At 63.3% G+C, this 13,268-nt stretch carries 8 protein-coding genes and 1 pseudogene; 5 read left to right on the top strand and 4 right to left on the bottom strand.

Annotation, left to right across the window (positions count from 1 at the left end):
• Positions 1-99: 99 nt before the first annotated feature.
• From ACIG5F_RS45765 to ACIG5F_RS45775, 3 genes are all read left to right on the top strand, one after another.
• The gene (locus tag ACIG5F_RS45765; RefSeq protein WP_396526549.1) at positions 100-816 is read left to right on the top strand and encodes an SOS response-associated peptidase; all 717 of its coding nucleotides are present in this window, start codon (positions 100-102) and stop codon (positions 814-816) included.
• A 406-nt stretch (positions 817-1,222) separates the two neighbouring features.
• On the top strand, positions 1,223-1,612 hold the full coding sequence (locus tag ACIG5F_RS45770; protein ID WP_396526550.1) for a hypothetical protein: 390 nt from the start codon (positions 1,223-1,225) through the stop codon (positions 1,610-1,612).
• The gene (locus ACIG5F_RS45775; RefSeq protein WP_396526551.1) at positions 1,609-2,094 is read left to right on the top strand and encodes a hypothetical protein; all 486 of its coding nucleotides are present in this window, start codon (positions 1,609-1,611) and stop codon (positions 2,092-2,094) included. The genes ACIG5F_RS45770 and ACIG5F_RS45775 overlap by 4 nt, the downstream gene beginning before the upstream one ends.
• 177 nt (positions 2,095-2,271) lie before the next feature.
• Here ACIG5F_RS45775 and ACIG5F_RS45780 read toward each other — a convergent pair whose 3' ends face one another.
• Positions 2,272-2,685 carry a hypothetical protein gene (locus tag ACIG5F_RS45780; protein ID WP_396526552.1) on the bottom strand — a complete coding sequence of 138 codons (414 nt, stop codon included), beginning with the start codon at positions 2,683-2,685 and terminating at the stop codon, positions 2,272-2,274.
• 995 nt (positions 2,686-3,680) lie between these two features.
• Between ACIG5F_RS45780 and ACIG5F_RS45785 the strand changes: the two are divergent.
• Positions 3,681-4,031: pseudogene (locus tag ACIG5F_RS45785) on the top strand (transposase family protein); the annotation flags it as partial.
• 52 nt (positions 4,032-4,083) lie between these two features.
• Positions 4,084-4,323 carry a transposase family protein gene (locus ACIG5F_RS45790; protein WP_396526568.1) on the top strand — a complete coding sequence of 80 codons (240 nt, stop codon included), beginning with the start codon at positions 4,084-4,086 and terminating at the stop codon, positions 4,321-4,323.
• 111 nt (positions 4,324-4,434) lie between these two features.
• Here ACIG5F_RS45790 and ACIG5F_RS45795 read toward each other — a convergent pair whose 3' ends face one another.
• The 3 genes from ACIG5F_RS45795 to ACIG5F_RS45805 form a co-directional block, all read right to left on the bottom strand.
• Positions 4,435-4,851, bottom strand: coding sequence for a hypothetical protein (locus ACIG5F_RS45795; RefSeq protein WP_396526553.1), 417 nt, complete (start codon positions 4,849-4,851; stop codon positions 4,435-4,437).
• Positions 4,802-11,704 carry an RHS repeat-associated core domain-containing protein gene (locus ACIG5F_RS45800; RefSeq protein ID WP_396526554.1) on the bottom strand — a complete coding sequence of 2,301 codons (6,903 nt, stop codon included), beginning with the start codon at positions 11,702-11,704 and terminating at the stop codon, positions 4,802-4,804. The genes ACIG5F_RS45795 and ACIG5F_RS45800 overlap by 50 nt, the downstream gene beginning before the upstream one ends.
• 260 nt (positions 11,705-11,964) lie before the next feature.
• On the bottom strand, positions 11,965-13,206 hold the full coding sequence (locus ACIG5F_RS45805) for a hypothetical protein (RefSeq protein WP_396526555.1): 1,242 nt from the start codon (positions 13,204-13,206) through the stop codon (positions 11,965-11,967).
• Positions 13,207-13,268: the final 62 nt, after the last annotated feature.

The following is a 13,268-nucleotide window of genomic DNA, read 5'->3' on the forward strand; positions in this document are numbered from 1 at the left end:
CAGATCGGCCCGGCCCGAGCGCCACGGCACGGCCTTGCGTGCCCGGGGTTCTGGCAGCGTCGACTCGCAGCGGCCGGCCACCCGTTGCAGAATCCGGATATGTGCGGTCGTTACGCCAGCACCCAGACCGACGCCGAGCTCGCCGCGGCATTCCACGTGGCCGAGGTCATCGGCGAAGAGCCGGAGCCGTCCTGGAACGTCGCGCCGACCCAGCAGGTCCGCGCCGTGCTGGAACGTGCCCCGAAAGACGAGCCGGAGGCGCCCGCGGCGCGGCTGCTGCGGCCAGCGCGCTGGGGCCTGGTCCCCTCGTGGGCCAAGGACACCAAAATCGGTAGCAAGATGATCAACGCCCGGGTGGAGACCCTGCTGGCCAAGCCGGCCTTCAAAGCCGCCGCCAAACGCCGACGCTGCGTCATCCCCGCCGACGGCTACTACGAGTGGATGACGATCGACAACAAGAAGGTCCCATTCTTCCTACACGCCGCCGACGACCAACCGCTGGCCATGGCCGGCCTCTACGAACTGCGCCCAGACCCAGACCAGCCCGAGGACAAGCCGAACCGGTGGCTGTGGACCTGCACCGTCATCACCACCACCGCGACCGACACCACCGGCCACATCCACGACCGCAGCCCGCTGGTCATCCCGCCCGGAGACCTCCTCGACGCCTGGCTCGACCCGACCCTCGACGACCCCGACGACGTCCAAACCCTGATCAACAGCCTGCCCGAACCACACCTCGAACCCTACGAGGTGTCCACGGCCGTCAACAGCGTCCGCAACAACGGCCCACACCTACTCACCCCTGTCAGTTGACCAGGTTCGTCCGTGTCCTGTCCGCGCGAACCTTGCGGGTCGAGTAGGCGTTGAACTGCGACCCGCAAAGTAGATCCGAACGTTCACCGGCCTCGCCGTTCAAGTCTAGTCTGCGGATTCGTGTCCTGTTCAGTCGAACCTTGCGGTGTCCAGGGCTAGTTTTCGGTACTGGCTGCGACGTCCGCGGGTAGTTCGCGGATCGCTGCCCGTTCTCACAGGTGGTGGCACGTTCTCGAGCAACCGCGTCGGCACAGGGCCCAATGTCCTTTCCGGATGAACCTTCCGGGGTCGCTACCACGACTCCGCCGGCGGAGAGTACGCGACTCCCGACCCGCTCGGCCTCTACGGCGGCCTCCGGCCGCACGGCTACGTCCCCACCCCGCTCAGCTGGCTGGACCCGCTCGGGTTGCTCGGACGGGACTGCAACGGCAGGAAGGTCAACGACGACGAGATCACCCTGTACCGCGCGGTGAAGGAACAGGACCTCGGCGACATCCACAGCAAGCGCGGATTCACCAACCCGCCGGGCATCGAGGCCAAGTACTTCTCCTACAACGCAGAAGGCACCGCGGCCTACGGCCGGGAGGCATACCGGAACTGGCCGGACGAGGGGCCATACACCATCGTGCGCACCACGGTGAAGAAGGATCTGATCCCGGACGACGCCGTGCTGCCCCACATCGCCGACGTCAAGGGCGGTCTGGGCGGTGTCGCCCTGCCCAGCTCGTGTTGCCGCACCTCGGGCGGCCACGCATACCTCCCTACTCGCCGCTACCGCACAAACGATGAGGAGTGACCGCGGTGCAGTACGTCCTCGCCTCCGTAGCACAGTCCACATTGGACGACTGGCGGCGCGTGCTGGGGGACCTGCCGGGCCTGGACTTCCGGCTCGGCGCCGGATCTGCGGTATCCCACGACTGCGACGCCCAGATCGTGACGTTCTACCTCGCGCACGACCGGTACGGCGGCACCCCCGAGATAGGCCGATCCCAGATCCTGACCAACACCCGCGGCGACGGCTCACCGGCGATCATCGTCGCCACACCGCCGTTCGCCAGCGGCCCCGAGATCAGCGATCCACCCGAACTCGCGGAGCGGATGCACGTCACCTTCTCCAGTTGCTTCAACGAGATCGCCCGTCTCAACACGACCAACCCCGACACCGCCACCAGGGCGCTCATCCACATCGAGGGTCTCGACTTGGAGGACATCAGCCGCGAACCAAGCATCACCGCCCTGCGACAGGCCTTGGCTCGACAGAACAAACAAGACGCATAGAACTTGAACCCTTGGCCACACCGCTTGGTCGCGACGAAATATCGACGGCATGTTAGACCAATAGCGTCGCTACCATCACCAAGATCGGCACAGACAGCCCCGCCGCGCTGGCCACCGTAGTCGAGCTTCGGTTCGACTACGGTTAGCGGTCCACCTTCCACGCGCATAATCGGTCAGCTACATCCATTCCCCGCGCAAACGGTCGACCACGTTTCGCAACCCAGGGAGGGACCCTGAAATCTTCTTCCTCTTTGCGTACGATTCTGCACGGTCAACCGACATCTCGAGCAGTTTAAAAAGGTCACGATTCAGATCCGCGCTCACCTCTTTCGGTACGGCAGCCTGTACCACCAAGAGTGCTTCGACGCTAGAGTAACTTCCCGTTCGCACACCCACAAATTTGGGCGCAACCCAGTCGCCCGCTATATGAAAAACCACATTCAGCCTCAAAGGCGACTCGTCATCACCCAAAACTTCACGAACCTTACCCGTTAGAGCTATTGCAGCCTTGTCCCAAGCATTTCCCGAGGCCGTGCCGTCAACGACAATACCTATACTAAGCACTGGAATATTACCGGCTTCGGTCGACACTACCTATTCTCCTCGTCCGCCATGGCCGCCACGAACGCCGCCCAACCTTTGTCGTTTTTTCGGCACCCACATAGTGACACACAGCGACCAGACTGGCCGCCAAGTGAAAACCTCCACCAATATCACCAGATTCCCATCAACACACGTACGTTTCTGCTTGTCGGTGGTGCCGACGACGGGGCGCGCGCCCTGGGACACCGTGGTGTTGGAGAAGCTGTAGGTAACGATGCGGCAGATGTTGGCCGTCAGGCCTCACGGCACGGCCTTCACTGCCACCACAAGGCGACCAATCGCAGTGGCCAGCCAGCGAGAACAGCCCACACTTCCCCAGCCATTACCGATCATCAAAACCGAAAAGTCAACGGTTTAATTTAACCGACACCTCGCTTGACAATCCTGAAGTTGGGCGCTACCACGGCGTCCGAAACCGTAACCTCGGCACCATCCGGCACAGGTGTCATATTTGACGCCAACCCGACCATGCATGATCCGCACCAGAATATTGCAATCGCCCGCACATCGTCGCTAAAATTGCCCCGAAAAACGAGATTCAGCGCCCGCGACCCACAGTTTGGACAGTTTAGCGACGATACCAAGGCAGGGTTCTCATACGCCACACTAAAGACGTCATACCACTGATCGTACCGACTACGTTCGACTGTCATTTGTTCGGCTTCCCAAACGTCTCCCACCAGAAATCTTCGAAATCCCTGACGGCCTTCTCCATCACTTCTGCAGGACCTCCCAGGTCAGGGAACGTTATTCTGACGACTTGATCACCCAGAAATAGGACAACGGCTCCGCCCGAGTAAGATCGTTTTCCTCCTACAGAACACGACTTACAGGCGGAACCGTTGCGCTACCAGTCTACTACAGGGCTTGCCGCTGACCAGATTGAGGAGCTCGTCACGCGCATCTGGCAGATTGCCCAGTGTCGCGAGGGGCAACTGTGGCCTCCGATCGTGGGACTGTATCGCGCGGTCGTGCTCACACTCGTGTACGTCCGTCAGAACTTGAACCAGGCCGCCATCGGCGACCTGTTCGGACTCAGCCAACCAACTGTCTCCAGAGTCTACCGTGGCATCCTGCCCCTTATCGGGGAAGCTCTCTGCCTTCACGTTCCCGACCTCAAGGACGCCATTCGCGGCCGCATCGTCCTGGTCGACGGCACCGACGTCCCGACTGGCAACCGCGCTGGTCATGACGACAACTACTCTGGCAAGCGGCACCGCGCTGGGCTGAACATCCAGGTCGCCGCGGACACCTCCGGCGGCCTGCGGGGAGTGTCGATTCCCTTGCCGGGCTCCATGCACGACCGCAATGCGTTCACCGAGTGCGGATGGGAGGAGGTCCTGGTCGACACTCCGGTCATCGCCGACCCGGCTTATCAAGGAACTCATGGCCTATCAAGGAACTCATGCGATCACGCCCACGAAAAATCCACGTGGCGGCGAACTCTCCGTCGGCAACAAGGCCAACAACAAGACAGTCTCCTCGATACGATCCGCCGTCGAGCGATGCATTGGACATCTCAAGAACTGGAAGATCCTCGCCACCGGGCATCGAGGCCGTCTCGCCGAGCTTCCAGCTGCGCTCCAGATCGTTGTAGCGCTTGAGTTCTACCGACTTGGTTGGTAACCCTTCGTGAATAACGCTCCCAGACTATTATGCCGCATAACCACAATAGTCCAACCTGTCGTTATGGCGAACTTCACCTTCACGCCAACAAAGATTACCCTGCCCACAAAGTCAATCACCATCGTAACGCCTATACAATTCACGCTCAGGCCAATCATCACCAAAAGACTCAACAAGGCGCTCGAGCAGCCTCCGGCGATTTATCCCAGCTTCCTTCATCAGAAGATCTTCAGCCATATCGCGAATCGACTGCCAGCGCAGCTTGTACATACAGTACTGCAAGATCTCCAGGCTCATAACATTTAGGTCTCGAACCAGTGTTTGAAACTTAAATTCTACACGAACCTTACAATTTGAAGCCCTGAGGATTGAATCAACCAAATCCTCCAAAAGCGGCTCAATCTGATCCACTCCGTCGGCAATTTCTTGAACCTTCAAAAGGAAGTCAATCTTGCCAAAGACCCTCGCACAGTCGTCATCAACAGCGCGGTTCGGGGAATTTATGTTCAACATACTTTCCTGTCGCATCGAAACCGGCCTTATTAAAAGCATCTACCGCGGAGGCTTCTGCATTCGACCCGTAAGGCTTATAGTGACCCGAAAGATTGTTAATCTCCCTTATCCTACCACTCTTGATGCGCACCTCGCCAGCCGCGGAGACATCGGCGCCTTTTGTCAGCGCAATATGACCGTCCCCCTTACCCAACAGCAGGGTTCCGTCGGTCAAAACTACATACTGATAGTTTCCGGTTCTAACGAGCGCATTGCCGATATTGATTACTCTCGTCCACCCACCCGTATCCTCTGGATACAAGTTACTAAAGACGCTTGGGTCAGACTGACCATCATTATGAACAAGCACCGGAGCGTCGCCAACAACGACATAATACGAATGGAGCGCGTCGATAGAAAGGTTGTACGTGCGAACACTACTGGTAAACCGCCAGCTGCCACTTACCACTACCTGTGCAACCCCGATTCCTTCCAAGCGATCGCCAACCTTGAGATCTGCCGCCTCCGTCCAGATATGAGCCGTTGCATTCCAGAACAGATGATGTGCCGTTACCATAATAGCTTTGTGTCCATCAGGTGAAGTGACAGACAAACTTACAAAGTCGGTGTCAGTGTCGGTGACGTGAACCGCCGTTACAACGTGCCGCTGAGTAACAGAATCCCCCGGAGCGGCGTTGGCAACTTCGTCGCCCACCTTGACATCTCGAATCGGCTTGACGCTTCCATTAGCCATTAGAACGGGGGTGTCACCGGCAAAGCTATTTGCCAAACAAGAGCCGGCAGCATCTTGAGCCGCTTTGCCGGAATCTCCAGCACCTTCAGCAGCCTTGCTGGAATCGGCGGCAGCATCGGTCGCAGCCTGAGCAGCCTTCGCCGCATCGTCGGCAGCTTGGGCCGCCTTGGCAGCAGCAGTGGCAGCCTGAGCAATCTTGTCCGCCTCTGCAGCCACCCTCGCCGCGTTCACAAGAGCATCAAGAGCCCTTAGAGGCCTCAATAGCGGAATGATGCTCGCCAACGTCCAGAGGCAGCCGGCAACATCGCCATGCAAAACGCAGTTCTTCGCATCAACAATACCAAGAAGGAGCGCCGGGACGTACAAGGTGTCCTTGACCTGGGTCCAAAAAGGCTTGCTCCTCTCAATTATTGCGGCACGGGCTTTACCCTGCCGAACCTTATCTGGAGATTCGCCGCAAGTTTTAGAGCAGCTATTTCCGCTCGGAGGATCGTCTCCACTGGAATCGGCACCACCGCCTCCACCACCTGCTCCTCCGTCTCCCCAAGGATTCCAACAGGCGACGCCTCCGGGCGTGCCACATGCGGGACCGGACGGGTCGGACATCAATCCGGACGGGTCGCTGCCGGTGACGGGGTTGTTGCCTGCGTAGTCGTAGCCGTTCAACTGATTCTGGTCGCCGGCCTCCAGCACGGGGTCGACTGAGAGGAAGCGGCCGTTGGCTGGGTTGTACTCGCGGGCGCCGAGGTTCTCCAGCTGCGTAGTGGGATCGGGCAGGCCGCCGACATACCCCAGTCCACTGGGCCACAGGCTGGGGGCGGAGTCACGGGTCTGACCGAAAGGCAGGAACTGGCGCTTCGTGAGGGCCTGAGAACCAGAGTCGAAGGCTAGTTGGTCGGTGCCCTGGCGGTCGGGAACAAGGTATTGCGGGTTCTCGTCACCGGTGCGGCAGGCGACGGTCTGGCCGTTGATCTTGTAGTAGCGCGTTGTGGTGACGGTGTTCGTGGCTTTGTTGAGCACGATCTGCTGGTCACCGATGAACAGGGTGGTCTGGCCGGGGTCTCGGCGCACAACGAGGTTGCCGTCGGCGTCGTACACGTACGAGCTGCCGCCGGTGCTGGTGGTGTCGGTCGCGAGTTTGCCCTGGTTGGTCCATGTCAGCGACTGATCGCCCGTCGCGCCACCCGTGATCTGCTGAGTGTTGCCGGCCGCGTCATAGGTGTAGGACGCGGTCTGGGTGGAGGCCTTGGGCCCTGTCGCGGTGGTGTTGGTCAGGGTGTGCGACTGGGGGCTGCCGGCCGTGGGGTAGTTGTAGGTCGTGGTGGTGTCGGCCGAGGTGTTGCCGGACGTGTCGTGGTCAACCTGGGTGGCGCGGTTGCCGGCCGCATCGTAGGTCCACGACTGCCAGTACGGGCTGGTGCCTCCGACCGTCGAGGAGGCGCCGGGTTTCGGGGTCGACGCGCAGCTGTCGAGCGAGGTCCAGGCGGCGGAAAGGCGGCTGGCGTAGTCGTAGGCGAAGCACTGCTGATCGGTGACCGTGCCGCCGTTCTGCTTGTCGGTGGTGCCGACGACGAGGCCCGCGCCCTGCGACACCGTGCTGTTGGAGAAGCTGTAGGTGAGGTCGTCGACGGGGGCGGACGAGGTCTTCGAGGCGAAGGTCTGCACCTCGTTGAGCGCCTGGGTCTGCGAGTCGTAGCCCAGGTTGACCTGAATCTGCCCGCCGTTGGTGGGCAAGGTGTACTGCTTCGGCTGGCCCAGTTCGGAGTAGCCGACGGCCTTGACGTAGATGGACGAATACCCGCCGCTGGAATCCAGGCCGGTCGGCTCGCCGAAGGCGTCGTAGTGGTAGGACACCATCTCGTTCAGCAGGCCGGGCGTGGTCGGCTCGTTGATGTTGTTCAGGTTGCCGGTGGCTGTGTATCCCCACGAGGTCATCAGGCCTGCCGCGGGAATGATCGTGGTTCCCTCGCCGGTCAGCTTGGCCGTCACCGCGGTGGGCTTGCCGTACTGGTTGTAGTCGCTGACCGCGGTGCTGTAGACGTCGCCGCCCGAGTACGACGTCGCCGATGTCGGGTAGCCGATCTTGGGCTTGTCATACGTCCACGACGCGATCGTGTTCGACGGTGACGGCGCCACGCCGCCGGTGGTGTCGTACGTGTTCGTCTTACGGCCGTCTTCGTCGTACTGCATCGTGGTTTGCTTGCCACGCGCGTCTGTGGTCGTCGTGAGCTGTCCGACGGGGTCGTATGTGTCCACAGTGGTGCCGGCATCAGGGTCGTGGATGACGGTCTGGTGGCCGGCCAGGTCGTACTCATAGGACCAGGTGTTGCCTGCGGGGTCGACGATGCTGGCTTGTTTCCCGCTGGGGTAGAAGGTGTACCGGGTGTGGTCGTAGTCCGACGGCGCGGCCGTGAGCGGATCCGGGGTGGCTCCAGCGTGGTACCGGTACACGTCGGTGGTGTTGCCCCGCGCATCGGTGAACGCGGTCGTGGCGGCGGTGCCGGTGGGCGGCATTGTGGTCATGGTGTTGCCGCCGTATGCGTATGTCGTCTGCCAGGTCTGGACGGCGAAGTGGTTGGCGACACTGGCGGTCTTGCGGCCGGCGCCGTCATAGGAGATTCCGGTCGCCGAGGGCACCTTGTCCGACGGCGCCTGCACGAAGGTCGCAGAGACCGGGTCCGAGTTGAAGTACGGGTCGTCGGTCTCCGACACCAGCCCGTTGGTGTTGTAGAACGTCTCGGTGACCACACGGCCGTTGTCCGGTGTCTGTGTCTGCGTCTCGCGGGCCCGTAGTTTCGAGTCGTAGAGGGTTTCCGACGTGCGGTAGCTGCCGTTGTCGTTCTTCGTCTGCGTGGTGACGACCGACGGCGCGTTGTTGGCCACCGTGTACGAGTACTTGACGGCGGCGGTGATTCCCGGCTTGTTCACGGCCAGCCGGCGGCCGAGCGCGTCGTAGGTTGCGCTGGTGACATATCCCGCGGGGTCGGTCGCGCTCAGTGTCAGATCCCGCAACGGGTCGAGTGTCGACTTCGTCGTGTGCGACTTGGGGTCGGTCACGACGATCGCTGTCGGCTCGGCGCCGGTCGTCGGTGTGTAGGCGGTCTTTGACGCATTGCCGTTGGCGTCGGTCACGGTCAGCGTGCGCCCGTACTGGTCCACAGTGGTCGTGGTCGTGTTGTACTGCGGCACGCCGCCGTTGTAGGTGACTTGCTGCTGAGCCTGGGTCACATCGCCGACGGTGGGCGGTGTCGCGAGATCGGTTGCGCCGTCGTAGAAAGTGCGAGTGTCAGTGACGGTGTCGGCGGGGGTGGCGTCCCGCGCTCCGCAGCTCATCGCGAGGACTTTGACCTCGGACACCTTGTCGAGCATGAAGGTCTTCGGCGAGGTGTTGTCGGTGTAGGTCGTCGTGCTGCACAGGTCGTCGCTGGTCGTGGCCAGGTCACCGTGATCGTTGGACTGGTCGACCCGGCCGTACTGGTCGTGGTGGTAGTCGGTCTCGGTCTTACGTACGGTGCCGTCGGCCAACGGCACATAGACCTTGGTGTCCGCTGTTCCGGTCTGGAAGGCCTGCAGTGCCGGAAGTCCGGTGAGCGCGTGAGTTGCGGTCGGTGTGGACGACCACGGGTCGGTGACGGTGTCGGAGATGACCGAGGAGCCGTTGAAGACCTGGGTCTCGTAGGTCATGCCGGAGAACTGGTCGGAGTCGGTGACCGCCGGGTCGCCGCGAGAGTCGGCGACGTGGCTGGGACGAGTTCCCTTGCCGGTCGGGATGTCGCTGGGCAGGATGTCGCCGTCCATGCCCTGGAAGTACGTGTACTGCGTCTTCATCACCGGGTCGGACGCGACGACGCCGCCGGTCTGGACAATCATCCCCTGGTAGCCACGCCACTGGTTCCAAGTGCGCTGGTTGACCGGCGTGGTCGGGGTGAGCGGGTTGTCATCGTAGTGCCAGGCCGCATCCCCGACCGGGATGTAGGTGGTGGTGGACTGATGGTTGGTGCCACCGCCGGTCGAGTCGTCCGAGTCGACCGAGTGCACGGTGTACTTGGCGAACCAGTCGATGACCGGGTCCGTCGCGCCTGGCGGTGTCCAGTACGCCGGGTAGCAGGTGGTCGTGTTGTGCGCCGGATCAGTCGGTGGTGTGCCGCAGCTGGTGTTGTAGTTGACCGTGATCTTCTCGCCGGTCTCGGTCACGATGTTCTGCAGGCGTTGCCGAGTGATCGACGGGCGATCATTATTGGCATTGACCCGGTTGGCCAGACCTGTGCCCACGAAGGTGATCAGCGGCAGGTCGATGGCCGCGGTGGAACCGCTGTTCGAGGTGTCCTGCCCGGTGCGTTTGATCGAGTCGAGCCACAGCGCCGGTGTCGTGTCGGAGTTCGTCACGGGGAAGCTGTGCGACAGCGTCCACTGGTCGACCGGCTGCTCGGTCGAGCCGACCAGGGCCAGGGTCTGGATCGAGGACAGCATGTAGGTGGAGTAGAAGGTCGGCGCTTGGGACGAGCAGTCCGCGCTGGCCTTGCAGTCCAGGTCCTTGGGGGTGTCCGGCCAATCCTGGGTGGTGATGTTGTCCGGATTGGACGGGTCGGCGCACTGTGCCAGCTTGCACCGGCCGGTCGAGTTGAACAGGACCTCGGCTGCGGGCTGGGTGGAGTAGACCTGGCCGTCACGTTGGCCGTAGAGGATCTTGGTGAGGGAGCTCGCGCGGTCGTAGTCGGTGTCGGCCTTGGTCCCCAGGTTGCGTGCGTAGTGGCCCTTTTCGATGCTGTAGAAGTAGGACAGGGCGTCGGAGTGGGCGTCGACGACGTAGTCCAGGTTCCACCGATAGGGCTGCAGGCAGTAGGAGTTGGCGAACGTCGCGTTGTAGCAGGGTTGGTCCGCGGCGGTCGCGTAGACGGGCACGCTCAGCACCGAGTTGGTGGTCGGATACTTGGTCGCGTCGCCTGCGGTCCAGCCGGGCAGCTTGTTGAGGCCGAAGTAGTAGACGGTGCCGTCCGCCGTGGCCACGATCCACTGCTCGCCCGCGCCCCCTTGTGCCGGGACGTGCGTGACGCGCTCGTTCGAGTCTCCCTGCGGGTGGTACACGTCCTTCTGGGTGTTGTCGGGGACGAGGGTCGTGGTCTGCCCGCCCAGGGAGAGCGTCAGCGTGGTGTTCGGCGACCAGCACTCGTCCCAGGTCTGGGTCGTGCCCTTGGGATTCTGGTGGCACGACTGGTAGGACCGCTCGACGAACCCGGGCTCGTAGGACCAGCCGTCGCCGATCCACGACGCCTGATTGTTGGTGGACGAGCTGAGTCCGTCCACCGCTTGCGAGTTGTAGCTCAGGCCCAGCTTCGGCACCAGGCCGCCCGGAACGGCGGGAGTCTGCATCTGGTACGACCACGAGAACGCGTCTGAGGCGCCGCCGGCCTGCCAGGAGCCTGAGGGCTTGAGCGAGGTCGCGGAGAAGTCCCCGCCGCCGCCGCTGGCCGCGGCCACGGCCTCCACCACCATCGGCTTGCCCGCGTTGGGCATGGTGACCTCGGCCGACACCGTTGTGGTCTTCACGTTGTTGGTGGAGGCCAGCGGGGTCTGCGTGCGGCACTGCGGCAGCTCGGGCGTGGTGAGCGCGCAGTCGGGCAGCTGCACGAGCATCAGACGGCTCGCCCAGTCCGCGCCGACCGCGTCCCGGAACTGGTTGTAGTTCACGGCCACGTTGGTCGTGACGGCCTCGGGCGCGTGGTCGGTCCGTTGCACGGACACCATCAGGCCGGTGGTTCCCGCCGGCGCGGGCTTCACCGCGACGTGCGCGGTGACGGGCGCCGTGGCGGCTTGGGCCGATGCGGCGCCGGCCTTCGCCGGGCCGAAGGACACCGGCAGCGAGCCCCCGGCGGCGACCGCGGATTTCGCTGCGGCGGCGCCGAGTGTCACGTCGGAGGTGCCCGAGGGCCAGGTGACTTTGCTGGGCTGCCAGGCCGGCATCGCCTTCGGCGGCGTGTAGTGGCTGGCGACCGGGTGGACTGGGACGGATTGGTCCTTGGGCACCGAAGGCGCCGTGAACGACGACGTCGTCGCCAGGGCCGGTGGTGGCACGTCCACGAGGGTGCCGGCGATCAACCCGGCCACAGCGGCGATGACGACCAGCAGGTGACGCATCGGTCTACGTCTGACAGCAGCACGAAACCCGTGCACTGCACGACCCCCCTATGCCGAGGCGGTCCACACAGGACAGCCCCCTCCCCCGCTCCCGGCCAACCCGAGACGGCAAACTGAACGCTAATCTCACACGCCCGGTCGCACACAGCGACTATTCGGGCGCTGATGCACCCGGCGACCTACGCCGACAGGACGAGTCACCCCCGCCCGAACGAACCCGCGATATTCCCCAACAACACAAGTGACACAAAACGGACCGGCTACGACGAGGGCGGCGCGGTGAAGTACCCGGAGACGTCGGCGACGATGTCCACCGCTCCGTGGTGGTTCCAGAAGGTGATCTTCCCGTCGCTGCCGACCGGCACGATCGCCGAGTTGGAGATGATCTGCCCCGGGGAGAAGTTGATGTTCGAGGTGTCAGGCTGCGCCGGGCCGCTCGGGTAGATCGTCAGGAAGCTGTCGGCCGTCGGGTTGACCACGGCGACGTGCAGCAGCACCGCGGTGATGTTGGGCGGAGCGCCGAGGACACTGGCGACCGGCACGTTGACGGTGCTCTCGCCCAATGGGGCAACACCGTTGGTTCCGGTGCCGTCCAAGGTGTTGAGGACTCGCATCGGGGTCACCGTGGTGAACGTGCTGCCGGCGCCTTGGGTGTAGTAGCCGAAGATGTCGGCCACCACGTCGGTGGTGCCGACGTTGTTCCAGATGGTGATCTGCCCGTGGCTGACCGGCACGACGGTCAGGTTGGCGACGCTCTGCCCGGGGCCGAAGTTGACGTTCGAGGTGGCCGGTCTGGTGGTTCCGGTCGCGTACGCGGTCAGGTAGCTCGCGTCCGTCGGGCCGGTCGCCGTCAGATTGAGCACGACGGCGGCGGCATTGTCCGGGATCCCCGCCGACGGGCTGCTGACCTGGAGCACCAACTGGGAGTTCGGCCCCAGCGGCCCCTTCGCCCCTGGGATGCCGAGCCCGGAACGGGTGTCCAGGATCCGGCCGGGGGTCTGAAGCGGGGTGAACGTGTCGCTGCTGCCGGTGGCCGGCTCGTAGTAGCCCTCGAAGTCGACCACGACGTCGGTCGAGCTGTGCGCGCTGAAGATGTCGACCGAGCCGTTGGCGGCGGGAACCATCACCAGGTTCGCGGTCGTCTGATTCGGCGAGAAGTCCACATTGGACGTAGACGGGCGCGAGGTGCCGTGGGGATAGACGGTCAGGAAGCCGCCTGCTGTCGGGGCTACGGCCGTCACGTTGAGCACGACCGCCGTGGCTCCGACAGGAACACCAGGGACTTGCAGCGTCAGCGTTCCGTCCACCGGCAGACGCGTCTGCCCCGCGGCTCGCGTGTCGAGCACGCGCGCGGGCGCGGCCGCCGGCACGTAGGTGCTGCCGGTCGAGGATGTCGCGTGCGCCGAAACACTCCACCGCACGGGTGCGACGACGGCCGCGGCGGCGAGCACGACACCGGCGGCGATCAGTAGTCGCCATCGCGTCGGTCCGGATCTCCCCATGCGATCTCACCATCCTTTGTGGACACTCACGAGCACCTGTCGGCGAAGGCGCGAACAGCTCA

Origin of the sequence: Kutzneria sp. NPDC052558 (assembly GCF_044547355.1) — a bacterium.
Taxonomy (GTDB): Bacteria; Actinomycetota; Actinomycetes; order Mycobacteriales; family Pseudonocardiaceae; genus Kutzneria.